The sequence below is a fragment of the Aerococcus mictus genome (assembly GCF_003286595.3).
In the GTDB taxonomy this organism is placed as follows: domain Bacteria; phylum Bacillota; class Bacilli; order Lactobacillales; family Aerococcaceae; genus Aerococcus; species Aerococcus mictus.
Window position 1 is genome coordinate 713144 of the sequence record NZ_CP132985.1, and the last position, 23025, is coordinate 736168.

At 41.8% G+C, this 23025-nt stretch carries 26 protein-coding genes; all 26 read left to right on the forward strand.

Annotation, left to right across the window (positions count from 1 at the left end; all coding sequences use genetic code 11):
- Positions 1-15 precede the first annotated feature (15 nt).
- The gene (locus DBT49_RS03330) at positions 16-1296 is read left to right on the forward strand and encodes a homoserine dehydrogenase (RefSeq protein WP_070559301.1); all 1281 of its coding nucleotides are present in this window, start codon (positions 16-18) and stop codon (positions 1294-1296) included.
- Between the two features lie 3 nt (positions 1297-1299).
- Positions 1300-2199 carry a homoserine kinase gene (gene thrB / locus DBT49_RS03335; protein ID WP_070559298.1) on the forward strand — a complete coding sequence of 300 codons (900 nt, stop codon included), beginning with the start codon at positions 1300-1302 and terminating at the stop codon, positions 2197-2199.
- Between the two features lie 125 nt (positions 2200-2324).
- Entirely contained in the window at positions 2325-2855 is a 531-nt protein-coding gene (locus tag DBT49_RS03340) for a YqeG family HAD IIIA-type phosphatase (protein ID WP_070559296.1), read from the forward strand.
- Positions 2848-3960 (forward strand): ribosome biogenesis GTPase YqeH, encoded by a 1113-nt coding sequence (yqeH, locus tag DBT49_RS03345; RefSeq protein ID WP_070559294.1) that lies wholly within the window; start codon positions 2848-2850, stop codon positions 3958-3960. The genes DBT49_RS03340 and yqeH overlap by 8 nt, the downstream gene beginning before the upstream one ends.
- 8 nt (positions 3961-3968) lie before the next feature.
- Positions 3969-4292, forward strand: a complete 324-nt coding sequence (gene yhbY / locus DBT49_RS03350; protein ID WP_070559292.1) for a ribosome assembly RNA-binding protein YhbY — start codon at positions 3969-3971, stop codon at positions 4290-4292.
- A gap of 3 nt (positions 4293-4295) precedes the next feature.
- The gene (locus tag DBT49_RS03355) at positions 4296-4940 is read left to right on the forward strand and encodes a nicotinate-nucleotide adenylyltransferase (RefSeq protein ID WP_070559290.1); all 645 of its coding nucleotides are present in this window, start codon (positions 4296-4298) and stop codon (positions 4938-4940) included.
- On the forward strand, positions 4933-5544 hold the full coding sequence (gene yqeK, locus DBT49_RS03360; protein ID WP_070559286.1) for a bis(5'-nucleosyl)-tetraphosphatase (symmetrical) YqeK: 612 nt from the start codon (positions 4933-4935) through the stop codon (positions 5542-5544). The genes DBT49_RS03355 and yqeK overlap by 8 nt, the downstream gene beginning before the upstream one ends.
- On the forward strand, positions 5541-5918 hold the full coding sequence (gene rsfS / locus DBT49_RS03365) for a ribosome silencing factor (RefSeq protein ID WP_070559280.1): 378 nt from the start codon (positions 5541-5543) through the stop codon (positions 5916-5918). The genes yqeK and rsfS overlap by 4 nt, the downstream gene beginning before the upstream one ends.
- Entirely contained in the window at positions 5908-6666 is a 759-nt protein-coding gene (locus DBT49_RS03370) for a class I SAM-dependent DNA methyltransferase (protein ID WP_168163192.1), read from the forward strand. Before rsfS ends, DBT49_RS03370 begins: the two co-directional genes overlap by 11 nt.
- 50 nt (positions 6667-6716) lie before the next feature.
- Complete coding sequence (locus tag DBT49_RS03375) at positions 6717-7931, forward strand: tRNA(Met) cytidine acetate ligase (RefSeq protein ID WP_070559275.1); 1215 nt, start codon at positions 6717-6719, stop codon at positions 7929-7931.
- A gap of 108 nt (positions 7932-8039) precedes the next feature.
- Complete coding sequence (locus tag DBT49_RS03380) at positions 8040-8591, forward strand: YceD family protein (protein WP_070559273.1); 552 nt, start codon at positions 8040-8042, stop codon at positions 8589-8591.
- A 29-nt stretch (positions 8592-8620) separates the two neighbouring features.
- Complete coding sequence (gene rpmF / locus DBT49_RS03385; RefSeq protein ID WP_081456691.1) at positions 8621-8809, forward strand: 50S ribosomal protein L32; 189 nt, start codon at positions 8621-8623, stop codon at positions 8807-8809.
- 243 nt (positions 8810-9052) lie between these two features.
- Entirely contained in the window at positions 9053-9424 is a 372-nt protein-coding gene (locus tag DBT49_RS03390) for a DUF3397 domain-containing protein (protein ID WP_070559271.1), read from the forward strand.
- Positions 9425-9637: 213 nt separating this feature from the next.
- Positions 9638-10069, forward strand: a complete 432-nt coding sequence (mraZ, locus tag DBT49_RS03395; protein WP_070559269.1) for a division/cell wall cluster transcriptional repressor MraZ — start codon at positions 9638-9640, stop codon at positions 10067-10069.
- Between the two features lie 15 nt (positions 10070-10084).
- A complete protein-coding gene (gene rsmH / locus DBT49_RS03400; protein WP_070559262.1) occupies positions 10085-11041 on the forward strand; it encodes a 16S rRNA (cytosine(1402)-N(4))-methyltransferase RsmH in 957 nt (318 codons plus the stop codon).
- Between the two features lie 19 nt (positions 11042-11060).
- Positions 11061-11471: a cell division protein FtsL gene (ftsL, locus tag DBT49_RS03405; RefSeq protein ID WP_013668707.1), complete on the forward strand. Its 411-nt coding sequence runs from the start codon at positions 11061-11063 to the stop codon at positions 11469-11471.
- Complete coding sequence (locus tag DBT49_RS03410; RefSeq protein ID WP_101560557.1) at positions 11455-13611, forward strand: penicillin-binding protein; 2157 nt, start codon at positions 11455-11457, stop codon at positions 13609-13611. The genes ftsL and DBT49_RS03410 overlap by 17 nt, the downstream gene beginning before the upstream one ends.
- A 20-nt stretch (positions 13612-13631) precedes the next feature.
- A complete protein-coding gene (mraY, locus tag DBT49_RS03415) occupies positions 13632-14579 on the forward strand; it encodes a phospho-N-acetylmuramoyl-pentapeptide-transferase (protein ID WP_111872395.1) in 948 nt (315 codons plus the stop codon).
- Between the two features lie 9 nt (positions 14580-14588).
- Positions 14589-15977: a UDP-N-acetylmuramoyl-L-alanine--D-glutamate ligase gene (gene murD, locus DBT49_RS03420; protein ID WP_070559256.1), complete on the forward strand. Its 1389-nt coding sequence runs from the start codon at positions 14589-14591 to the stop codon at positions 15975-15977.
- A gap of 14 nt (positions 15978-15991) precedes the next feature.
- The gene (murG, locus tag DBT49_RS03425) at positions 15992-17086 is read left to right on the forward strand and encodes an undecaprenyldiphospho-muramoylpentapeptide beta-N-acetylglucosaminyltransferase (protein ID WP_070559254.1); all 1095 of its coding nucleotides are present in this window, start codon (positions 15992-15994) and stop codon (positions 17084-17086) included.
- Between the two features lie 11 nt (positions 17087-17097).
- The gene (locus DBT49_RS03430) at positions 17098-18366 is read left to right on the forward strand and encodes a cell division protein FtsQ/DivIB (protein WP_070559253.1); all 1269 of its coding nucleotides are present in this window, start codon (positions 17098-17100) and stop codon (positions 18364-18366) included.
- 209 nt (positions 18367-18575) lie between these two features.
- A complete protein-coding gene (gene ftsA / locus DBT49_RS03435; protein ID WP_070559251.1) occupies positions 18576-19958 on the forward strand; it encodes a cell division protein FtsA in 1383 nt (460 codons plus the stop codon).
- 32 nt (positions 19959-19990) lie between these two features.
- Complete coding sequence (gene ftsZ / locus DBT49_RS03440) at positions 19991-21280, forward strand: cell division protein FtsZ (RefSeq protein ID WP_070559248.1); 1290 nt, start codon at positions 19991-19993, stop codon at positions 21278-21280.
- A gap of 4 nt (positions 21281-21284) precedes the next feature.
- The gene (locus DBT49_RS03445) at positions 21285-21953 is read left to right on the forward strand and encodes a YggS family pyridoxal phosphate-dependent enzyme (RefSeq protein ID WP_070559246.1); all 669 of its coding nucleotides are present in this window, start codon (positions 21285-21287) and stop codon (positions 21951-21953) included.
- Positions 21954-21973: 20 nt separating this feature from the next.
- Entirely contained in the window at positions 21974-22216 is a 243-nt protein-coding gene (locus DBT49_RS03450) for a YggT family protein (protein ID WP_013669306.1), read from the forward strand.
- A gap of 17 nt (positions 22217-22233) precedes the next feature.
- Positions 22234-23019 carry a YlmH family RNA-binding protein gene (locus tag DBT49_RS03455; protein ID WP_070559242.1) on the forward strand — a complete coding sequence of 262 codons (786 nt, stop codon included), beginning with the start codon at positions 22234-22236 and terminating at the stop codon, positions 23017-23019.
- Positions 23020-23025: the final 6 nt, after the last annotated feature.

Consider the following 23025-nt stretch of genomic DNA (forward strand, 5'->3'; position numbering starts at 1 on the left):
AAGAAGGAGGCAAGTATGGTAAGTAAGAAGATAGCTATTTTAGGTTTAGGAACAGTTGGTCAGGGTGTATTCCGCGTTTTGCGCGACCATCAGGCCAAAATTACCAGCCAACTCCACCATTCCCTTGAAGTAAAAAAGATCTTTGTTAGAAGCCCCGAAAAAGTCACCGAAGAATTTTCTAGTCAGGCTGAAATTGTTACTGATTATCAAGAGATTATTGCTGACCCTGACATTGATATTGTGGTTGAAGTTATGGGTGGCATCGATTTTGCCAAGCAATGTATTGAAGGCGCTCTTCAAGCCGGAAAAGCGGTGGTTACTGCCAACAAGGACCTTATTTGTGAACATGGAGCTGCCTTAAGTCAACTCGCTGAAACTAAGGAAGTTGACTTACGTTTCGAGGCGGCGGTCGCTGGTGGCATCCCTATCTTAAACACCCTACGAAATAGTTTCGCCGGCGATGAAGTTACTGAAATATTAGGGATTCTAAATGGGACCTCTAACTTTATTATTAGCGAAATGACCGAAAATGGTTCTAGCTACCAAGAAGCCTTAGCTAAAGCTCAAAAACTCGGTTTCGCCGAAGCCGATCCTAGTGCCGATGTTGATGGCCTTGATGCTGGTCGTAAGGCGGTTATCCTCGCTAAGATGGGCTTTGGTATTAGTCTTAACTTAGATGACGTGATGATCAAAGGGATTAGTGACTTAAATGCGCTAGACATTGAGATTGCTAAGAATTTAGGTTACGTGATTAAATCCCTGGCAGTTCTTGACCGTCAAGGAGAAAATTTCGCCTGTGAAGTGCAAAGCTTTTTACTAGAAAAATCACATCCATTAGCTATGGTTAAGCAAGAGATGAATGCTGTTTATACCAAGAGCAAGGCTGGGGGAGAAATGATGTTTTACGGTCCCGGAGCCGGCGAGTTGCCAACAGGGGTTGCTGTTGTGAGTGATATCATCCAAGTCGCTAAGAACCAGGAAAATGATGACTACCAAGTCTTTGCCAATTATTCTTTAGACGAAAAGGTCCACTTGTCTGCCCAAGCCAACTATCCTTATTACTATCGTTTAGCCATCCAGGACCAGAGTCAAGGCCTAAAGACCCTGTTCGATCTCCTCAACCAAGAAGGAATCTCTATCAACCACTTGGGCAATTACCAAGAAGGAATGTTGTATATATTAACCAGTCCAGGAAGCTATTCTGCCCATCAAGAAATTGCCAAGCAGCTTGAAAGCGCCCCAGGAGTGGAATTACTGGCTTCCTATCCTATTTTTAAAGAAGAGAAGGAGGACTAAAGCATGCAGCGTGTTATAGTTCCCGCCACTTCAGCCAATTTAGGCCCAGGTTTTGACTCAGTCGGGGTGGCTGTCGACCTGTATTTGAGAGTAGATATTATCGGCCCTAGTCAAGAATGGGAGATTAGACATAACCTGGGGGATGATGTCCCGACTGATGAGAATAACTTATTGATAAAAACCATTCTCGATCTTGCCCCCCAAACACCGCCCCAACAATTATATATGCACAGTCAGATTCCCATCACACGTGGCCTAGGGAGCAGTTCCAGTGCCATTGTTGCTGCTATTGAAATTGTTGATTATCTCAATCAATTCCAGTGGTCACTAAGCCATAAAATTAATTTAGCTAATAAAATCGAAGGACATCCTGATAACATTGCTCCTTGTTTAGCAGGCGGACTAGTGATTGGAGTGGCCATCGGGTCTGAAGAAGTGATTTGGTCTAAGGAGGTCTTTCCTAATACCCGCTTAATCGCTACCGTACCTCATTATCAATTATCGACTAAAAAAGCCCGCGAAGTTCTTCCTGACCAGCTGTCATATGCTGATGCTGTCCGGGCCAACGGGATGGGAAATGTTCTAGTTTCCAAGTTAATGGAAGGCAATCTGGATGACGCGGGGCGGTTAATGGAACAGGATTATTTCCATGAGCCTTATCGTAAGAGCTTAGTGCCTGAATTAGAACAAGTGCGTCAACTTTTAAAAGGTGTTCCTGGAGTCTATGGCACTTATCTTAGTGGAGCTGGACCTACTGTAATGACCATGGTTCAGGCTTCCCATAGTCAAGAAATTAAGGACCTGCTGGAGACTAGCCTTGAAGAGGTCAGCCTCTATGACTTTGCTATTGATGATAAGGGGAGTCGCTTTGAAGAAGTGAAAACCCTGGATGAGTTTGAATAATATGTTTAAACACGACTTCTAGCGGCTAGTTTTAGGAGTCGTGTTTTCCTCTATTTAAAAGACCCCATCAATTATCAATGCCAATGATTATGCTATAATGTAAGAAATGTAGAGAGGAGAGGGATATGCTCACAGACTACTTCCTACCGACCTGGTTGGTAGATACAATTTATTCCATCTCGCCCCAAGCCCTAAAGAGCTTGAGTGTGAAAGGGATAATAACTGATTTAGACAATACCTTAATTGCCTGGGATTTTCCAGATGCTACCCAGGAATTGATTGAATGGGTCAAAGAGATGCAAGACAACGGCATTGAGGTCATGATTTTATCCAATAACAATGAACAGCGGGTAAAACATGTCGCAGATCAATTGCAAGTTCCATACTATTCAGCAGCTTTTAAACCCTTTCGCAAGGGAATAAGACATTTATTGAAAATTTCCGGCTTAAAAGAAGAGGAAGTTATTATTATTGGCGACCAGCTATTGACTGATATTTTTGTGGCCAACCGGCAAGGCTTGCGCAGTGTCTTGGTCCGACCGGTGACCAACAGTGATAGTCTAGTCACGCGGATAAACCGTCGTATCGAAAGCTTTGTCTTTAATGGACTAAAAAGACGCTATTCAGAATTAAAGTGGAGGGATCGGATTGACTGAGGAAGTCCTTTATTGTATTGGTTGTGGAGCAGGCTTGCAAACAGACCAGCCCAAGGAGCGAGGTTACACTCCAAAAAGTGCCTATGACAAGGGGGTAGAAAGTGGCGAGCTCTATTGCCAACGCTGTTTTAAATTGCGCCACTATAACCAATTAGAAAAAGTCCAAATGACTCCAGCAGAATTTAGGCAGATTTTACATGAGATCAGTGAGGACGATGCTTTAATCGTCAATGTCATTGATATTTTTGACGTACAGTCCACCATTATTCCCGCCTTAGAACGTTTAGTGGGCAATAATGATATTGTATTTGTAGCAAATAAAGTTGACCTGCTCCCTAGTGATGTCAAAAGCAGTAAAATTGAAGCCTGGTTGAAGAAATATTTAAAAGACCAAGGCTTTAAAGCCAGAAATGTCTTCCTAACCTCTGCCGTCAAAAATAAAGCCATAGATGATCTCTTTAATTTTATTGACCAACACCGCAAGGGCCGCAATGTTTACATTGTTGGAGTAAGTAATGTGGGGAAATCGACCTTAATTAACAGTATGCTTAGGGCCCAAGGCTTTAGCGATAGTGTTATTACTACCAGTCAATTTCCAGGAACCACTTTAGATTTGATAAAAATTCCTTTCGATGAGGATAGTGACTTAATTGACACGCCTGGTATTCTTAAGGACAGTCAAATGACCAGTTTGTTGGATTATAAAAGTATTGAGCAGATCCTCCCCCAAAAGCGGATAAAGCCGAGAACCTTTCAATTAAATCCGGGTCAGAGTTTATTCCTAGGTGGAATGGCTCGCTTTGACTACTTAGCAGGAGACAAGCAAGGGGTAACAGTTTACTTAAGTAATCAAGTGGACATTCACCGGCGGAAAACCGAGGGATCAGATGAATTCTTAGCTAAACACCAAGGGGGCCTACTCACTCCACCAAGTGCCAGTGAAGTCGAGCAATTTCCTGATCTTGTTGGTCAGGACTATACCATTAAAGAATCATGTGACTTGGTTATTGCTGGCCTAGGTTGGCTAAGTATCAAGAAAACAGGAAAAGTAGCTATTTATGCACCTAAAACAGTCGATATTTTTCAAAGAAAACCACTTATTTAGGAGGAAATATGCTAATTAATAAACAAAAAAAGGCAATCAAAAAAGCAGCTCATCATGAAAAGGCCATTTTGCAAATTGGAAAAAACGGCTTAAAAGATGAGCTAATGGAACAAATTGACCAAGCCTTAGAGAAGAGAGAGTTAGTTAAAGTCTCAGTCTTACAAAACGCAGAAATTGAAACCGACCAAGCTCTTGAAGCCATTGACCAGGCCCTAGCGCCTCAATTCGCTTATAGTATCGGACACACTATCGTCCTCTACCGGACTTCCTCAGAGGAAAAGAATCAAAAGCTATCGAAAGAAATTCGCGCCTTAAAAAATAAGGGAGTGTAATGAATGGCTGAGAATAGGCAAAGACAAGGGAATTACAGCTGCCAAGTCCTTGAAGAAGCCCAGGAAAGCAGTCCGGCTAAAAAAAGAATTGGTCTTTTAGGGGGGACCTTCAATCCCATTCACCAAGGGCATTTGATGGTGGCTGAACAGGTCTATGAAAAGTTATGCCTGGACCGAGTGGACTTTATGCCTAGCAATCTTCCGCCCCATGCCGAGCATAAGGAGACTATTGCTGCCGACAAACGTTTGGCCATGCTAGACCTTGCCATCCAAGCAAATGATCACTTTGCAATAGAAAAAATTGAGCTCGATCGTCCCGGTAAATCCTATACTTACGATACTATGGATATCTTGACCACCCTCCACCCTGACAATGAGTATTATTTTATTATCGGCGGTGACATGGTGGAAAATCTCCCCAAGTGGTACCGGGTTGAAGAATTAATGCGGCTTTGTCATTTTGTCGGGGTTCAAAGACCTGGCTATGATATGCCGAGTGACTATAATATTATCTATGTCGATAGTCCTCAAATTGATATTTCTTCAAGCTATATACGGCAAAGCGTCAATAAGGGATCCAGCATCCGCTACTTATTACCTGAAGCGGTCAGAGATTATATTAATAAGGAAGGGTTATATCATGACTAAAGAAATCAATTATTCCCACAAATACATTGTGGCTAGTCGTGAAGACTTAATTAAGGCATTAAAAAATAATTTATCTAAGGATCGCTTCGAGCACTGTTTACGGGTGGAGTCCACCGCTATAGAACTCGCCCAAAAATATCAGTTGAACTGGGAGCGGGCTGGGATTGCTGGTTTGCTCCATGACTACGCCAAAGAAGATAGTCTGGAAACGTTAAAGACCTATGCCCACTTCCCTGGTTTTGATGAAGAGTGGGTGAACTATGGTAATGCGATCTGGCATGGCCCCCTAGCAGCGATGAAGGCTGTGGATGAATTTGGCCTCCACGACTTAGAAATTTATTATGCTATTTATAAGCACACCACCGGAAGTATTGACTGGACCGATACGGCTAAGTTAGTCTTTTTAGCAGACTACATGGAGCCAGGCCGCGATTTTCCTGGGGTGGACCAGGCTCGGAACTTAACTGAAAAGTCCATCGATTTGGCGGTGGATTATAAAATTAAGCAAAATCTAAAACATCTGATTGAAAAGGGACAAAGTATTTATCCTGAGAGCTTAGCGGTATATAATGCTTGGATTAATAAGAAAGGAAAGAGTGAATGACTAATCAATTAAATCGTCCGTTAATGGAGCTTATTGTAAAGGCAGCTGATGATCGTTTAGGGCAAGATATTGTTGCTCTTGAAGTTAACCAATTAACCCCACTGACTGATTATTTCGTTATTGTTAGCGCTAAAAATGACCGACAAGTCAATGCCATTGTGGATAGTATTGCAGAAGCTGTTGAAACTGCAGGGTATACGGTCAAAGGCATTGAAGGAAAAGACGGCCATGCCTGGGTATTAATTGACTGTGTGGATGTCATTGTCCATGTCTTTAATAAAGAGGTGCGTAGTCATTATAATATTGAAAAATTATGGAATGATGCGCCATTGGTTAATTTAACTGCTTTGTTGGAAACTGATGATGAAGACTAACCAATATGCCTTGTTTAGTGAAGTCTACCACCAAATTTTTGACCAATCCCTCTACCAAGCCTGGCAGAATTATTTAGAAGATCAGGTTGAGACGCGCTTGACTCATCAGGAGGGACTAAAAATTTTGGATATGGCTTGTGGAGATGGGCGCTTAACCCTGGAACTGGCTAAGGCGGGTTATGATGTGACAGGCATGGACCTGTCTGAAGAAATGTTAGCGATTGCTCAAGCAGAGATGCAGGAGGCAGGCATCTATATTCCTTACTTTCAAGCAGATATGCGTAGCTTCAAAACTGAGACAAGCTATGACCTGATTTCCATCTTTTGTGACAGTATCTGTTACTTAGATAGTCTAGCTGACTTAGAAGCTACCTTTAAGGCTTGCTATGAGGCCTTAGAAAAGGGTGGCCTCCTGCTTTTTGATATCCATAGTTCTTACCAGATGAATTGCATATACCCTGACTTTCAATGGGTGGATAGCTGGGATGATGCTGTTTTTACTTGGCAAAGTGACCAGCTGAGGGGGCCTAATACCATCGATCATTTATTGAATATCTTCGTTAAGGATGAGGACAGTCAACTTTACCAGCGTTTTGAAGAAGTACATCAGGAACAAATTTGGCCCCTAATAAACTATCAAGAAGCCTTACTCAGCTCAGGTTTTACTGATATTCAAATCACAGCAGACTTTAGCCAAGATAAACCTAGCGAAAAGAGTCGCCGCCTCTTCTTTTCCTGTAAAAAGTAAGTAGATATTTTCCAGGGGAAGACTGAGTGAGTTAAGGAGGTAAACCTAACATGTCTGTCTGTGGAATGATTGTAGAATGGAATCCTTTTCATAATGGCCATGCTTATTTGATCCAACAGCTTAAGGGCCGTCAACCGGATACAGTTATCATTGCCATAATGAGTGGCAATTATGTCCAAAGGGGTCAAGCAGCCTTGCTTTCTAAGTGGCATCGAGCGGAAGTCGCTTTGAAAAATGGCTGCGACTTGGTGGTCGAACTTCCCTTCTGGTATGCCGTTCAACCGGCTGACCTCTTCGCAGAAGGGGCAGTGGGTTGCCTACATGCACTGGGCTGCCAGCAATTAGCTTTTGGTAGTGAGCTAGAGGATTTTTCCCCCTACCAAGAATTAGCTCAATGGGTGAGTGATCATGAGGAAACGGTGGCTTTGAAACAGCAAAATGAAGCCTTTCATGCCAATAATTATGGCAAGAGCTCGATTAGTCTCCTAGCTGATTTAGTGGCGGACGTTCCTGAATTAAGGCATTTAAAGATCGATTTCACTGATAACAGTAATGTCTTATTAGCCTATTCTTACGCCAAGGCCAATGCTAAGTATCAAGCGCCCATGTCCCTAACTGCAATCAAGCGAAAAGGAAGTCAGCACCGAGACCAAGACATGAGCCCAGGGGCTAATTATGCTTCCAGTACCAGTATTAGGAAGGCTCTACTGGAAGATCAGGTAGATTGCCGTCAGCTCGACTGGCTGATGCCTAAGGCGATGGTGGAAAAGCTTGAATTAGTCAATTATGACAGTTCTTGGTCAGTTTTGTACCCCTTATTGCGTTATAAAATCTTATCTGAATCCCGTCAAAAGCTGGCAGACTATTATCAAGTTTACGAAGGAATTGAAAAAAAATTTATTGAATCCGCCCGGCGGGAGACCTGCTATGCCGATTTTCTCAATCGGGTTACCAATAAAAAATGGTCTAAGTACCGGATCCAACGGGCGCTCTTGATGATTTTTTTAGGGGTTTCTGACCAGGAAATGCAGGATCATTTAAAAAAACGTCAACCTCTCTATCTTTTAGGGGCTAATGCTAGGGGAAGAAAATATTTAAAAGGCTTAGAAATTACAGATCCATCTTCTTATGCTATGATAAACCGTGTAGGCAAGGATGAAAGTAAGGCCTGGCCTTTATGGATTCGTGTGGATGAAATCTATCAGCAAGTAGTTATGAAAAGTAAAGAAAGTCAACTTTTCGCTCATCCTCCGATCATGTTATAAAAAATAGTGGAAAGGGAGCAAGTAGAGAAAAAGATTGTCAAGGAAATAACATTGACAAAGCGATTGAAAATCGGTATAATTTTTCTTGTTGCTTAATGGTGGTCAATGATGAAATGGTCTTTTCAAGAACTCCGTATAAAAGCCCAAGATCCCTTAAAGGTTGATAAGACCTTGGACCTTAAAGCTGATTTAATGAATAAAAATCAAGAAGTCCTCGACTTATCACCAGTAAAGGTTCAAGGGTATTTGATATACGACGATCATACAGTATTGGCTCAATTAGAAATAGCTTTAACTATAACGCTCCCATCTTCACGGTCTCTTGAACCGGTAGATGTGGCAATGCAGTTTCCAATTCGAGAACGCTATATTGAATCAGGTTGGCAAAGTGAACTTGTCCAAGACGAGGACAACTTAGTCATTGAACTTGAGGATAATACAGTGGATTTGGGGAGGGCCATTGTTGATAATATCATCACACATATCCCTCTTAAACGATTGACGCCTGATGAGTTGGAAGCAACAGAATTACCATCTGGCGACGATTGGAATTTAATGACAGAAGCTTCATTTCAAAATGATGAAAAAAAATCGGATCAAATCGATCCTCGCTTTGCCAAGTTGAAGGATCTATTGAGCGATAATACTTCTGAATCATAATCTGAAACTAATTAGGAGGTGTAATGGAGATGGCAGTACCAAAACGTAAAACATCAAAACAAAGAAAACGCAAACGCCGTACTCATTACAAGTTGGAAGTTCCAGGAATGGTTACTTGTCCAAATTGTGGTGAATACCGTAAGTCACATCATGTCTGCCCAAGTTGTGGATACTACGATGGCCAAGACGTGATGTCTAATAATGAAGATGCAGAATAATGATTCTGCTGTGAGAGGTTGGGACATAAGTTCTGATCTCTTTTTTTATTTTTAGTTTATTACTCTCTTATCCGAGTCTTAAACAGTTTAGGTCTGTGGCTACTTAGCGAAAGGGCTTTTGCTTTTTTTGACTTTAGGTTAGTATATAGATGTCATTTTGAGAGAGCTGGCATTAGTCAGCCTATTTAATCAACCCAGTTTGTCCACTATTTTTTAGCCTTTACATACTAAGGAGGTCAGCCGATGTCGTTTTCATGGACAGAAATTATTATTTATCTTATGCCATTTTTAACTTTATTTTTAGCCCTTTATTTTCGTCAGTATTTAAATGATGGACGGCATATCCACTTGTTGCCCATCGATGTCATGCATCCTATACTATGGTTATGCTTCCATTATTTAACCGAGACCATTTTTTATTTTTCCTTACTTCCCTTGTATTTTATTATTTTAGGTATCCTGGGGCTTTGGGGCCTGTACCAGGAGGAAAAGCTGGAGGGAATTTTTTGCTGGACTCGTTTCTTTAGGAAACTCTCCAAACGTCTCTTTGTTCTGACCTCTATTTCTTACTTGCTCATGCTTATTGTCCGTTTTATCCAAGTTATCATCAAGTAGGTCTTTTTTGTAAATACTAGAGTGAATAGCTCAGGTGAGAAAGTAAATTCTGCTTTCTTGCTTGAGCTTTTTTGCTGCCTTTTTTAGAAAAGTGGAGGATGTGGTAAAAATTCAAAAATATTTGGGGAATAATGGAGGATTGTGGAGGATTGTGGTAAACTAATATTATCTTAGTAAGCTAGGCGGACCAGGGACACAGAAAGGCGAAAAATTATGTTAATGGGAGAATATAAACATAATATCGACAGCAAGGGTCGCCTGATTATGCCCGCTAAATTGCGCGATGATTTAGGGGAGCGTTTTGTAATTACTCGCGGCTTGGATGGCTGTATTTTTGGTTATCCGAAAGCTACCTGGGACCTGGTCCAGGAAAAGTTAAAACAACTTCCCTTAGCTAAGAAGGATGCCCGGGCCTTTACCCGTTTTTTTTACTCAGCTGCCCAAGAGGTAGAACTGGATAAGCAAGGGCGGATTAATATTCCCCAAACCTTGATCGATTTTGCTCATTTAGAAAAGGCCTGTCGCGTGATTGGTGTCAGTGAACGGATAGAAATCTGGGATGAAGGCCGCTGGCTAGCAGAAGCTGAGTCGCTTTCAGATAATTTTGAAGATATTGCAGAAAACCTGTTTGATTTTGGTCTTTAGGAGAAGGAGGCCCCTATGTCAGAAACATTTCATCATATTACGGTTCTTTTAAAAGAAACGGTTGATGCCTTAAATGTTAAAGAAGATGGTTCTTATGTCGATTGCACCTTGGGAGGCGGCGGTCATACCAGCTATCTCTTAAGTAAACTATCAGCCAAGGGTCGCCTTTATGCTTTTGACCAAGATATCCAGGCCATCAACCATGCTAAGGACCGCTTCGCTGATGCGATTGCAGCTGGGCAACTGACTTTGATCCATGCTAATTTTGCTCAGTTAGAAGAGCAACTTGCCCAAAGAGGCGTTAAGCAAGTTGACGGTATTCTTTATGACTTAGGCGTGTCTTCCCCGCAATTAGATGATAGAGAGCGGGGCTTTTCCTATAAGCAGGATGCTCCTTTAGATATGCGGATGGACCAAAGTCAATCATTGACTGCTAAAGAAGTGGTTAATGAATGGTCTTATGCCGATTTAGTTCGCATCCTCAAACGCTATGGTGAGGAAAAGTTTGCCAAGGCCATTGCGCGTAACATTGAAAACCACCGCCAAAAGGCAGCTATTACTCGGACAGCTGAATTAGTGGAAATTATCAAAGAAGCCATTCCCGCTCCCGCCCGCCGCAAGGGCGGTCACCCAGCTAAACGCAGTTTTCAAGCCATCCGTATTGCAGTCAATGACGAATTGGGAGCCATTGAAAGTTCCTTAAGTCAGGGTTTGCAATTGATAAAGGTTGAGGGGCGGATTGCAGCCATTAGTTTTCAGTCCTTGGAAGACCGAATTGTTAAGGTCATGTTTAAAGAGGCCAGCACTGTGGATAATCTTCCTAGCCAGTTGCCCTTATTGGAAAGCCAACTGCCCCAAGCTAAGTTTCGTCTAGTAAATAAAAAACCGATTTATCCCAGCCAGGAAGAATTAGACAAGAATTCACGGGCACAAAGCGCCAAGTTACGTGTCATTGAACGGGTATCGGAGTAATTTGAGAGGAGTCGTTAATGTGTCATCACCAGCACTTGAAAGAGAGAAAGCTAAACTTCAATATGCCCTGCCTAAGGAGGAAATTGATCATAGGTATAGTCATTCAGCAAAATCTTTAAATGGTCACTACCATGTAGAGACCTCTACTTTTTTTACGGGAAAAGATTTTTTGCTTTCAGCAGGAATGATTCTCTTTTTAATGGTGGCGATTTTTTGGCTGATTAATGCACGTTCATCAGTGGACGCTAAAAGACAAGAATTACAAAATGTGCAAAGAGAAACCCAGGCCTTAAAAACGGAAAAAGGTAATCTCCAACAAGAAGTTAATGAACTATCTAGTTATGAAAGAGTTATGCAGTATGCCAAGGACAACGGCTTGAAGCTAGAAGAAGAAAATATAAGGAATGTCACCAATGAAACATCAAAATAGCAAGCAAAACCGTTTACAATTTCTGCATATCATGATGCTTTTGGTTAGTTTTATTTTTGTCCTCTTTGTAGGGAGACTAGCTTATATCATGCTGGGTGGAGAAGTTGATGGGGTGGACTTAAGAGCAAGTGCACAGCAACAATATGGAAGAAGTAGTATTCAATTGGCTAAACGTGGGACCATCTATGATGTTGGTGGTAACGCGATAGCTACGGATGCTACTTCTTATAATTTATACGCTGTTTTAACCTCCGCTTGGGCCGATGAAGGCGCCGAACCCATCCATGTTCCTGATGATCAAAAAGAGCACACAGCAGAAGTTTTAAGTAAGCATATTGATATGTCAAAAGAAGACATCCTCAAACAATTAAACACGGAAAATGCCACTCAAATTGAATTTGGCCAAGCTGGGAAAAACCTTTCCTATGCGAAAATGCAAGAGATTCAAAATGAAAACCTGCAAGGGATCCACTTTGACCCCCAACCTTCCCGCCTATATCCCTCGGGAATCTTTGCCTCTCACGTGATTGGTTATGCCCAATTTCAAGAAGCGGAAAATCCCCTGGATAGTCGCCTCGTGGGGCAATTAGGCTTAGAGAAGAGCTTAGACTCCCATCTGGCAGGAAAGAATGCTATCAAAGACTACCAGGCTGGCCATGACCAAGTCGCTGTCAATGATGCCAATAGTGATGATAATGAAGCGGCTAACAGTGAAGCTAAAGATGGCTTAGATGTCTACACGACCATCGATACCCGTTTACAAACCTACCTAGAGGGTTTGATGTCTAACATCTATGATAATTACCATCCTGAATCGATGACAGCCATGTTGGTTGAGCCTTCTACTGGGAATGTTCTGGCAGCCAGCCAACGACCGACTTTTAACATGCAAACCCGCAAAGGGATTGAAGATATGTGGACCAATCTTTTGGTTGGTGAAGCCTTTGAACCCGGGTCGGTTATTAAGGTTTTGACCATTGCTGCTGCTATTGAAGAAGGGGTGTTTGATCCTGATGCTACCTATCAATCGGGGAGTATTATTGTGGATGGTATCCGCATTAGTGACTGGAATAAGGTCGGTTGGGGAACCATTACCCAGTTAGAAGGATTATCCCAATCATCTAACGTGCTTGTGGTAAAATTGGTTCAAGCCATGGGCTATGATACCTGGCATAAGTATATGGTGGAATTTGGCTTAACTCAGAAACCTAATTCAGGTTTCTCTGATGAGATAGCGGGTTCGATGAATTATGATGAAGAACTCCAAAAGGCCAATACCGCTTTTGGACAAGGAATCCAAGTCACTCCTTGGGCCTTAATGCAAGCTTATACCGCAGTCGGTAACGGTGGCAAGATGATGAAATTACATGTAATAGACCGCCTTGAAAAAGAAGATGGCAGTATTGAAGTTGTCAAACCAGAAGTGATTTCCTCACCGATTTCTGAAGAAACCGCTCAAAAAACCTTGAAAGCTTTGGAGTCCATCGTCTATGCCCCAACTGGTACTGGTAAAATCTATGATGTTGAAGGTACTCGTCTGGCGGTTAAGACCGGGACAGCAGAAATTTTTGATGAAAAAGCGGGGCGTTACTTATCTGGTGAATCGAATTATTTACATTCTGTTGTCGGCTTTGCACCTTCCGATCATCCCCAATACATTTTATACTTAACCCTAAAGAAACCATCTCCTTCAGCAGGAAAGTTGGCTCAGGTACAACTTTCAGAAATCTTTGTTCCCTTTATGAAAAGGGCGATGGAATATGGGAAGTTAGATCAATCCGACCAAGCGCATTTAACGGCAGTGCCTAATGTGGTTAACAGCAGTATCCAAAGTGGCCAGCAAACCATGCAGGGAAATGGCTTTGTCAACGTTGAAGTGATTGGTGACGGAGATAAGGTGATTGAACAATTTCCACAAGCGGGGACTAGACGATCTTTAGATAATCGTGTTTATCTCTTAACCAACGGGCATGTGGAAATGCCAAACTTCCTTGGCTTAGAAAAGACAGAAGCTATTACCTTAGCACGTTTGTTAGGAATTAATCTCAAAGTGAATGGTGAAGGTAAAGTGATCAGTCAAAATATAGAACCTGGCCGGCCGATTTCTGATGGCCAGGGGCTTACTGTAGAATTACAATAATGAGAACGGGAGAATCATTTATGCTATTTACCTTTATATTGAGTTTTGTAATAACGGTTATCTTAATACCGATCTTTATCCAATGGATGCATGCTAAACAATTTGGTCAGGAGATTTTAGCCATTGGTCCCAGCTGGCACAAGCAAAAAAGTGGCACCCCTACTATGGGAGGCTTAGTTTTCCTATTTGCTAGTTTGTTGGCCTTGACGATCCACAAACTTTGGAATCATTACTTTTCCCTTCCTCTGGTAATTCTAATGCTTTCCTTAGTTCTCTTCGCTGGGATCGGCTTTGTGGATGACTTTTTGAAAATTTTCAAAAAACAAAATGAAGGCCTAACATCGAAGCAAAAATTTTTATCCCAGCTTATGGCCTCGGCCGTTCTGATTCTGGCCATGTATTTTTCGGGGTTAAACTTTTCCTTACCGCTTCCCTTTGGCTTGAGTACTTCATCTATTTTAGTGGTCTTTATTTTTGCGGTTTTTTGGATCACCGGCTTTTCCAATGCATTCAACCTCACCGATGGAATTGACGGTTTAGCCAGTGGTAACGGGATTATTAGCCTAACTGCCTATCTCATTATCTTTTTAAAACAAGGGCAGATGGATCTGGCGCTCTTCAACGTTGCCTTGATTGCTTCTTTGTTTGGTTTTCTAATCTTTAATATGAAAACCGCTAAAGTCTTTATGGGTGACGCTGGTTCATTGGCAATTGGCGCTAGCTTAGCGGTGATTAGCTTAATGACTGGAAATCCTTGGAGTTTATTAGTTTTCGGTTTTATTTACGTCGTGGAAACGGCTAGTGTCATGATTCAAGTGACTTATTTCAAAAAGACTGGCAAGCGCATTTTCAAAATGACCCCCATCCACCATCATTTTGAAATGGAAGGCTGGAGTGAATGGAAAATTGACTTTGTTTTATGGGGCATTGCTGCAGCTTTAAGTGTTATCGGAATTTTTATTTTTTAGGAGTATATTATGGAGCAAACATCTAGTAAGCAAACAGTAAAGAATAAAAAGGTTTTGGTCTTAGGTTTGGCCAAAACGGGTCTGAGTGTGGTTAAGAAACTCGCTGCCGAAGGTGCGATTGTGACTGTCAATGATAAGCAGCCCCTAGATGAAAATAAAGCCGCCCAAGATCTTATTGAGCACAATGTTCGTATTATTTCTGGCTATCATCCTATTGAGCTCCTAGACGAGGACTTTGCTTTTATGGTCAAAAATCCTGGCATCCCTTATAGCAACCCCATGGTTCAAAGAGCCCAGGAGTTGAACTTACCGATTTATACCGATATCGAGCTTCTAGCCTGGTTTAACCAAGCGGAGGTCATTGGTATTACCGGATCAAATGGTAAGACAACCACTACCTCCTTATTGGGAGAGATCTTACAAGGCGCTAGGGAATTAACCGGAAAAACGGAAGTAGCCGGCAATATAGGAATACCGGCTTTAACCGCCAGCCAAGGATTAAGCAGTCAAGATCGTTTAGTATTGGAATTGTCCAGCTTTCAATTAATGGGAATTGAAACATTTCGTCCCCATATTGCAGCCATCATTGACCTCTACCCAACCCACTTAGACTATCATGGAAGTATTGAAAATTACCTCGCTGCCAAATGGCGGATTACTAAGAACCAAGGTCCAGACGATTACTTACTATTAAACTATGACCAAGAAATCCTTTGGCAAAAGGCTAAGGAAAGTTCTGCCCAAGTTATTCCGATTTCGATAGAAAGTGAGTTGGAAAAAGGGGCATGGTATAATGAAAAAGAAGGGACCCTAATGTGGGGGAGTGAGACGGTCTTAAAACGAGAAGACCTCTTCTTACCTGGTAAACACAATGTTCAGAATGCCTTAGTCGCTCTTGCTATCGCTAAATTATTAGGCGTAAGCAATGCAAGTATCCAAGCAGCTTGTTCACAATTCCATGGAGTCAAACACCGGATTCAATTTGTTGATCAAATAAAAGACCGCCGCTTTTACAATGATTCCAAGGCGACCAATAATGAAGCCAGCATCACAGCCTTACGCAGTTTTAAAGAGTCCTTAGTATGGATAGCTGGTGGCTTGGACCGAGGAAATGGTGTGGAAGAGCTATTAAAAGAGCTAGGTCATGTGCATGCCCTAGTAGCTATGGGAGAAACCCAGGATAAATTTATCGATCTCGCTAATAAGGCAGGAATTTCTCAAATTAGTGTCGCTAAAAATATTGAAGAGGCGACCCAAGCTGCTTACCGTTTAAGCCAGCCAGGAGATGTGATTCTTTTATCCCCTGCCTGTGCTTCTTGGGACCAATACCCTAATTTTGAAGTGCGTGGTCAACGCTTTATCGATGCAGTAGCAGAATTAAAGAATCAGGAAAGCTAAAAAGGAGTTTTACTATGCGAATCGTTTTATCTGGTGGTGGGACAGGCGGACATATTTATCCAGCCCTAGCACTGAGGAAAGAAATTTTAACGCAATACCCCCAAGCGGAATTCCTCTATATTGGAACAGAAAAGGGGCTTGAAGGGAAAATTGTTCCTAATTTGGGCATTGACTTTCAGACGATTAGAATCCAGGGGCTAAAACGCTCACTTTCTTTTGACAATGTGCGCACTCTAGCCTACATGGTCAAAAGTATTCATCAATGTAAAAAATATTTAAAAGCTTTCCAACCAGATGTGGTGATTGGAACAGGTGGTTATGTTTGTGCACCGGTTCTTTACCAAGCCGCTAAGATGAAAATTCCAACGATTATTCATGAACAAAATAGTGTTGCTGGGGTCACTAATAAGTTTCTCAGTCGCTATGTTGATAAAATTTGTATTTGCTATTCTGAGGTCAAGGAAGATTTTAAACATCACAATAATAAGGTGGTCTTTACGGGAAACCCTAGGGCCCAAGAATTAGCTGGAGATTCTTCTCAAGTTGATTTAGAAAGTTTTCACTTAGATAATGACCTGCCTACAGTGCTTATATTTGGCGGAAGCCGGGGGGCACAACGGATCAATGAAGTGGTTTTGGACATGGTAGGTGAACTACAACACCGGTCCTATCAAAGTATCATCGCCACTGGAGATATTTACTATGAGGATTGGCAAGCTCGCTTTCCTAATATGGAGAACTTTTCCAATGTTAGAATCCTGCCGTATATCAATAATATGCCTGAACTTATGCGTAAGGTAGACTTAGTTGTTTGTCGGAGTGGAGCAACGACGCTTACTGAACTGACGGCAGTCGGTACACCAAGTATCTTGATTCCTAGTCCTAATGTAACTAATAACCACCAACAGCATAACGCTGAAAGTTTGGTCAACAATCAGGCTGCCAAAATGATCCTAGAAAAAGACCTCAGCCCTAAACGCTTACTGCAAACTATTGATGAACTAATGACCAATCCGGGTAAGCGCATCCAAATGAGCCACCAAGCAAAAAACTTAGGCGTCCCTGATGCTAGTGATCGGATTATTCAAGTCATTAAAGATCTGCTCTAAAGGAGGTTATTATGGTTGATTGGGATAAGGAAGCCCGACGCTTTCGTCAACGGCGTCAAGAGGCCGAGAAGCAGGAAGAATTGGCCTCAAGTGAAGGGCAAGCCGATGAGTCCAGTGATGACCCTGGACTAAGTCAAGTGCATCCGCAAAAACACTTAGGGCTAAAAGATAAGCAACAAGGCCTGCCAAATGAAGAAGAGGGAAAGGGCGAAGATTCCACTAAAGATCAAGAGCAAAAGCACAAAAAGACTTTTAATTATAGAAAGTATATCAATTGGACCTATTTATCCCGGTCAAAGAACAAAAAAGTGCAGTTAAAATCAGTCTCGTGGGCACGATTGATTTTAGCTGCTGCTTTCCTTTTTATGATTATTTTTAGTGTCCTTTGGCTTTCACCACTTAACCGTATCGCTGCAATTGAAGTAAGTGGGAATAATATTGTCCCCCAAGAGCAGATTCTCTATGGATCAGGCTTACGGGAAAATATGACCTATCTAGGGATTGAATCAAAAACCGGGGTGGTGGATAACCGCTTAAAACAATTGTTCCCCAGTGTCCGCAGTGTTCAGCTGAATGCTAAGGGAAATCGAACGGTCGAAGTTAATGTCCAAGAATTCCGTGCCATTGGCTATGTGAAGAAACAAGATTTTTATTATCCCGTTTTGGAAAATCATATTATTCTTGATGGGGCTATTCCTTATCTTGACCAGGATATTCCCCTCTTTACGAGTTTTGAAGACCAAGAACTTCTTCACCTGGCCAACCAACTTTCCAAATTGTCTGATGACTTACTGGCTAAGATTAATGAGGTTGTGAATATTAGCGATGATAATTACCCTAACCATATTGCTTTAAAAATGGAAGATGGTAATATCGTGGTAGGTTTTATCGATAGTATCGCTGACCGGATGCAGTATTATGAGCAAATCGTTAGTGAATTAGAAGGAAAAACCGGGGTAATTAATATGGAAGTAGGGAGCTATTTCCAAGAAAAGAATCCCCTCAACGATCCTTTTGTGAGTCCGGAGGAAAAAGCTTCCTACCAAGAAAAAGTGGACCAGGTAAAGGAAAAGTCTAAAGAAAAGCAGTCAAAGGCTGATAAGCATAGCAGCGAGTCTAAGCCAGGAGATAAACCTAAGCCAAGAGGAGAGCAAAGCGGAGCAAGTGAGGAAGGGACTTCTTCACAAAGGCAAACTAGTAGTCAGTCCAACCCTAGACCCGGCACTAATTCGAGCCAGCAGTCATCAACAGTGACTCAGACTAGGTCAAGTAATTCTTAGAATTTATCTATTAAATTGGATTGAAAAAACGGACATGTCTCTTATACAATGATTAAAAACAATTAATAGTCCTATTTGCTGGCCAAGTGGTAGAAGTAAAAAGGCCGATTACTAACAAATTCGTTTCGTCTTAATAGGATTTATGTTAAAATTAATTGCGATATAGTCATATCTAATACTTATAGAATTAAATAGGAGGTTTCAATCATATGGTTCAACCCAAAACATATGTAGGATTAGACATTGGAACCACTTCCGTCAAAGTCGTTGTTGCCGAAAATGTTAATCAACGTTTAAATATTATCGGTGTTGGTAGTCAACGCTCTGAAGGCCTAAGCCGAGGAGTTATTGTTGATATTGATAAAACCGTCGAAGCGATTAGAAGTGCAGTAAACCAAGCCGAACAGAAAGCTAACATACAAATTGATCGAGTGGTTGTCGGCGTTCCAAGTAATCAAATTAATATTGAACCTTGTTACGGAATGATTGCCGTTTCAGGAGAAAATCGAGAAATCACCGACAAGGACGTCTACAATGTCTTATCAGCAGCTAAAGTGAGAGCTGTACCCCCCGAGAGAGAAATTATATCAGTTGTTCCTGAAGAATTTATCGTTGATGGTTTTGATGGCATTCGCGACCCACGTGGTATGATTGGCGTTCGTTTAGAATTATACGCCAGCATGATCACCGGGCCCAAAACCATCATTCACAACATTAAACGTTGTGTTGATAAAGCTGGTCTCATTGTTGATGACCTAGTTGTTCAACCCTTGGCCAATGGTCAAGTGGCCTTATCTGAAGATGAACGCGATTTTGGAACTATTATCATCGACATGGGTGGCGGGCAATCTACAGCCAGTGTGATTCATGAAGGTCAATTAAAATTCTCTTATGTTGATCAAGAAGGTGGAGAATATGTTTCAAAAGATATTTCCACTATACTCAATACGACTTTAGAAAATGCTGAACGTATTAAATTAGAATATGGCTACGCAAAATCAGACGTTACCAGTCCTGATGAATATTTCCCAGTTGAAACGATCGGGAAAAAAGACCCTGTTCGTGTTGATGAACAGTATCTTGCAGAAATTATTGAAGCACGTTTACAACAAATATTTGAAACGCTAAAGAAAGCCTTAGACCAAGTGGAAGCCTTTGAACTTCCTGGAGGAGTTGTGATCACCGGAGGAGCCGCTTCCTTACCAGGTTTAGTTGATTTGGCTGAGGAAATGTTTGGAACGGATGTTAGATTCTATATTCCTGAACAAGTTGGCCTAAGAAATCCAAGCTTTACAACAGCATATGGCGTTGTGGCTTATGCAGCTAAGCTACCAGATATTTATCATGTTGCTCAAGGAAAGACCCATTCTGTAAACAGTAATCAAAGTAAACCAAGTTACCAAGCTTCCAATCAAGCCCTTCATCAAGAGGCAGTTGTGGATGAACCAACTTATAAGGATTCTGTAACGAATGATGAGCGTGATGTTTATGCAACAGCTGAAGATGCTGGTCAAGAGTATCAAGATGACAACCAAGAAGATGAAGGATTCTTACAAAAAATACGTCAAGTTTTTGATGATATGTTTAGTTAAGAGGGAATTGCTTATAAATAGGAGGATTAACTATGGATTTAGAATTTGATAATACTGCAGAATACAACAATAACGCTAACATCAAGGTCATTGGTGTTGGTGGTGGGGGTAACAATGCTGTTAACCGCATGATCGATGAAGGCGTTAAGGGTGTTGAATTTATTGTTGCTAATACTGATACCCAAGCCTTGGCTAACTCTAAAGCAGATGCAAAGATTCACTTAGGTCCTAAAGTGACCCGTGGTCTTGGTGCTGGGGCCCAACCAGAAGTAGGGCAAAAAGCCGCTGAAGAAAGTGAAGACCAAATTCGCGAAGCACTAGAAGGTGCTGATTTAATCTTTATTACCGCTGGTATGGGTGGTGGTACTGGTACCGGTGCTGCTCCAATTGTTGCTCGTATTGCTAAGGAAGACTTAGGTGCTTTAACCGTTGGGGTAGTTACCCGCCCATTCACCTTTGAAGGCCCTAAACGTGGTCGTGCAGCAGCAGAAGGTATTGCCAACATGAAGGAATATGTGGATACCTTAGTGACCATTTCTAACAACCGCTTATTAGAAATTGTTGATAAGAAAACCCCAATGCGGGAAGCCTTTGGTGAAGCGGACAATGTCTTACGCCAAGGGGTTCAAGGAATTTCTGACTTGATTACCTCACCCGGCTATGTGAACTTGGACTTTGCTGACGTGCGTACCGTGATGCAAGACCAAGGGACAGCCTTAATGGGCATTGGTACAGCAAGCGGGGAAAACCGTACGGCTGAAGCAACCAAGAAGGCCATTTCTTCACCATTATTAGAAGTATCCATTGATGGGGCTGAACAAATTCTCTTGAATATTTCTGGTGGAGAAGACCTAACCCTATTTGAAGCCCAAGACGCTGCTGAAATCGTTGGTGCGGCTTCTTCTAGCGAAGTGAACATCATTTTTGGTACCACTATTAATGATCGTTTAGATGACGAAGTGGTGGTAACCGTTATTGCTACCGGGATTGATCCTGAACGTCGCCAAGAAAAACAACGTAAGGCAAAAAAGCAACGTCCCGTTAGCCAAGCAACACCAAATTATCAAGACCAAGCCTTTCAAAATCAAGGACAAGCCAGAAATTTAGGTAATCGTCCCGAATACTTTGAAGAAAAACAAGTTCCAAATAACCAAGCTTTCCAAAACCGCCAAGGGCAAGTAAACCAAGAGCCTTGGAATGATTCAGGACGTAATTATGGTGGCCAAGACCCACGCTACCAACAAGACAACCGCTTTACTGATAACGTTAGTGAAGATGATGAGTTAGACACACCACCATTCTTTAGAAAGCGTCGTCGTTAAGATCATGACGATTCAAGCCAATGTTAAACAAATTGAAGGTATCATAGAGGATACTAAGCAATCAGCGTGTTCTTCAAACAAGGTCACGCTGATTTGCGTTTCTAAATATCATAGTTCTGAAGAGGCCATGGCAGTATACCATTGTGGCATCCGTCACTTTGCAGAAAATTATGTCCAAGGCTTATTAGCTAAAAAAGCAGCTATGCCGGATGATGTGATTTGGCATTTAATCGGTCCCTTGCAGTCACGAAAGGTCAAAGAGGTTATTAATGAAATTGACTATTACCATGCCTTAGACCGTATAAAGATAGCTAAAGAGATTGATAAGCGGGCGACTAAAGAGATTAAATGTTTTGTTGAAGTGAATATCTCCGGAGAGACTTCTAAACATGGTCTAACCAAGGAAGAAACCCTTCCCTTCATCGAACATTTAGCTGAATTTAAGAAAATCAAGGTAGTGGGTTTGATGACCATGGCTCCGAGTGCTGCCAGTGACTCAGAAGTTCAAGAAATTTTTAGACAATTGGCAAGCTTGCGTGACCAAGTTGCTGACCAACAATGGATGCACGCTCCTTGCACCGAGCTTAGCATGGGAATGAGCCAAGACTATCCACTTGCCATTAAAGAAGGGGCCAGCTTTATTCGAGTAGGGTCAGCTTTCTTCAAAGACTAGCCAAAAAGGTAGGAATGTTAATGATTAATTTTATTCAAAATGTATTGCAAATATATATTTCTGTTATCATCGTTTGGGCACTTTTATCTTGGTTGCCAGGCGCTAGACAGAGTCGTTTGGGCCAATTATTGGACCGGATCGTCAGGCCCTATATTGACTGGTTCGAACGGATAATCCCACCGATCGGCGGCATTAGTTTTAGCCCTATTGTAGCCATCTTAGTCTTAGAACTAGCCATTAGTGGCTTAAATGTTTTACGCTAGAAGGACTGTTATTTGAGATGACCGATTCGACTTTGATGCATTTCTTGCCGAGTGAGGCGGATTTTGTTGACCAGGTGATTAATTGGAAAAACCGAGTGTCTGCATCTTTTCAACCTTTTTTAAGCCACTTTTTGGATCCTAGAGAGCAGGCCATTGTCTATTCCCTCATTGGTAAGGATGAAGACCTACAGGTTAAAGATTTTGGCGGTTATCCTCAAGCTGAAATGCGCCGGATGATCATTGCCCCTCGCTATGAGGAGGTCAATGACAGTGATTTTAACATTAGTTTGATTCAGATTAATTATGCCGTCAAGTTCAACCATATTGAACATCGCCAAGTCCTAGGAACTTTACTGGGGGAAGGTTTACAAAGAAATCGAATTGGCGATATCATTCACTCTGACTTGGACTGGCAATTTTTTATTGATGCTTCTCTCACTGACTTTGTAAACAGTCAAATTCAACGTATTGGAAAAGTCAGTGTTAAATTAGAAGCCATCGATTTTGCTGATCGGATCCAAGTGGAAGACCCTTGGCAGCCTTTGGAAAGGTCACTAACCTCCTTTCGCATGGACTTGGTTTTAAGCGAGGGCTTTAACTTGTCGCGGTCAAAGGTAAAATCAGCCATTGAAGCTGGTTTAGTGAAATACAATTGGATGCCCTTAACCAACAGTGCTCAAACAGTGTCTGAAGGAGATATTTTATCGCTTAGACATCATGGGCGGCTGCGCCTAGACAAGGTGCTTAAGGTCAGCAAAAAGGGCAAGTATCGGGTACAATTAAGTCGTTTAGAAAATCGCTAGGAGGTT

Coding starts and splice junctions, on each gene's coding strand:
- DBT49_RS03430 (WP_070559253.1), top strand. CDS start 17,098: ATGGTTGATTGGGATAAGGAAGCCCGACGCTTTCGTCAACGGCGTCAA.
- DBT49_RS03370 (WP_168163192.1), top strand. CDS start 5,908: ATGAAGACTAACCAATATGCCTTGTTTAGTGAAGTCTACCACCAAATT.
- DBT49_RS03390 (WP_070559271.1), top strand. CDS start 9,053: ATGTCGTTTTCATGGACAGAAATTATTATTTATCTTATGCCATTTTTA.
- thrB (WP_070559298.1), top strand. CDS start 1,300: ATGCAGCGTGTTATAGTTCCCGCCACTTCAGCCAATTTAGGCCCAGGT.
- ftsZ (WP_070559248.1), top strand. CDS start 19,991: ATGGATTTAGAATTTGATAATACTGCAGAATACAACAATAACGCTAAC.
- DBT49_RS03380 (WP_070559273.1), top strand. CDS start 8,040: ATGAAATGGTCTTTTCAAGAACTCCGTATAAAAGCCCAAGATCCCTTA.
- mraY (WP_111872395.1), top strand. CDS start 13,632: ATGCTATTTACCTTTATATTGAGTTTTGTAATAACGGTTATCTTAATA.
- DBT49_RS03455 (WP_070559242.1), top strand. CDS start 22,234: ATGACCGATTCGACTTTGATGCATTTCTTGCCGAGTGAGGCGGATTTT.
- DBT49_RS03445 (WP_070559246.1), top strand. CDS start 21,285: ATGACGATTCAAGCCAATGTTAAACAAATTGAAGGTATCATAGAGGAT.
- DBT49_RS03375 (WP_070559275.1), top strand. CDS start 6,717: ATGTCTGTCTGTGGAATGATTGTAGAATGGAATCCTTTTCATAATGGC.
- yqeK (WP_070559286.1), top strand. CDS start 4,933: ATGACTAAAGAAATCAATTATTCCCACAAATACATTGTGGCTAGTCGT.
- rsmH (WP_070559262.1), top strand. CDS start 10,085: ATGTCAGAAACATTTCATCATATTACGGTTCTTTTAAAAGAAACGGTT.
- ftsA (WP_070559251.1), top strand. CDS start 18,576: ATGGTTCAACCCAAAACATATGTAGGATTAGACATTGGAACCACTTCC.
- murD (WP_070559256.1), top strand. CDS start 14,589: ATGGAGCAAACATCTAGTAAGCAAACAGTAAAGAATAAAAAGGTTTTG.
- DBT49_RS03355 (WP_070559290.1), top strand. CDS start 4,296: ATGGCTGAGAATAGGCAAAGACAAGGGAATTACAGCTGCCAAGTCCTT.
- DBT49_RS03410 (WP_101560557.1), top strand. CDS start 11,455: ATGAAACATCAAAATAGCAAGCAAAACCGTTTACAATTTCTGCATATC.
- mraZ (WP_070559269.1), top strand. CDS start 9,638: ATGTTAATGGGAGAATATAAACATAATATCGACAGCAAGGGTCGCCTG.
- yhbY (WP_070559292.1), top strand. CDS start 3,969: ATGCTAATTAATAAACAAAAAAAGGCAATCAAAAAAGCAGCTCATCAT.
- DBT49_RS03330 (WP_070559301.1), top strand. CDS start 16: ATGGTAAGTAAGAAGATAGCTATTTTAGGTTTAGGAACAGTTGGTCAG.
- rpmF (WP_081456691.1), top strand. CDS start 8,621: ATGGCAGTACCAAAACGTAAAACATCAAAACAAAGAAAACGCAAACGC.
- DBT49_RS03340 (WP_070559296.1), top strand. CDS start 2,325: ATGCTCACAGACTACTTCCTACCGACCTGGTTGGTAGATACAATTTAT.
- murG (WP_070559254.1), top strand. CDS start 15,992: ATGCGAATCGTTTTATCTGGTGGTGGGACAGGCGGACATATTTATCCA.
- DBT49_RS03450 (WP_013669306.1), top strand. CDS start 21,974: ATGATTAATTTTATTCAAAATGTATTGCAAATATATATTTCTGTTATC.
- rsfS (WP_070559280.1), top strand. CDS start 5,541: ATGACTAATCAATTAAATCGTCCGTTAATGGAGCTTATTGTAAAGGCA.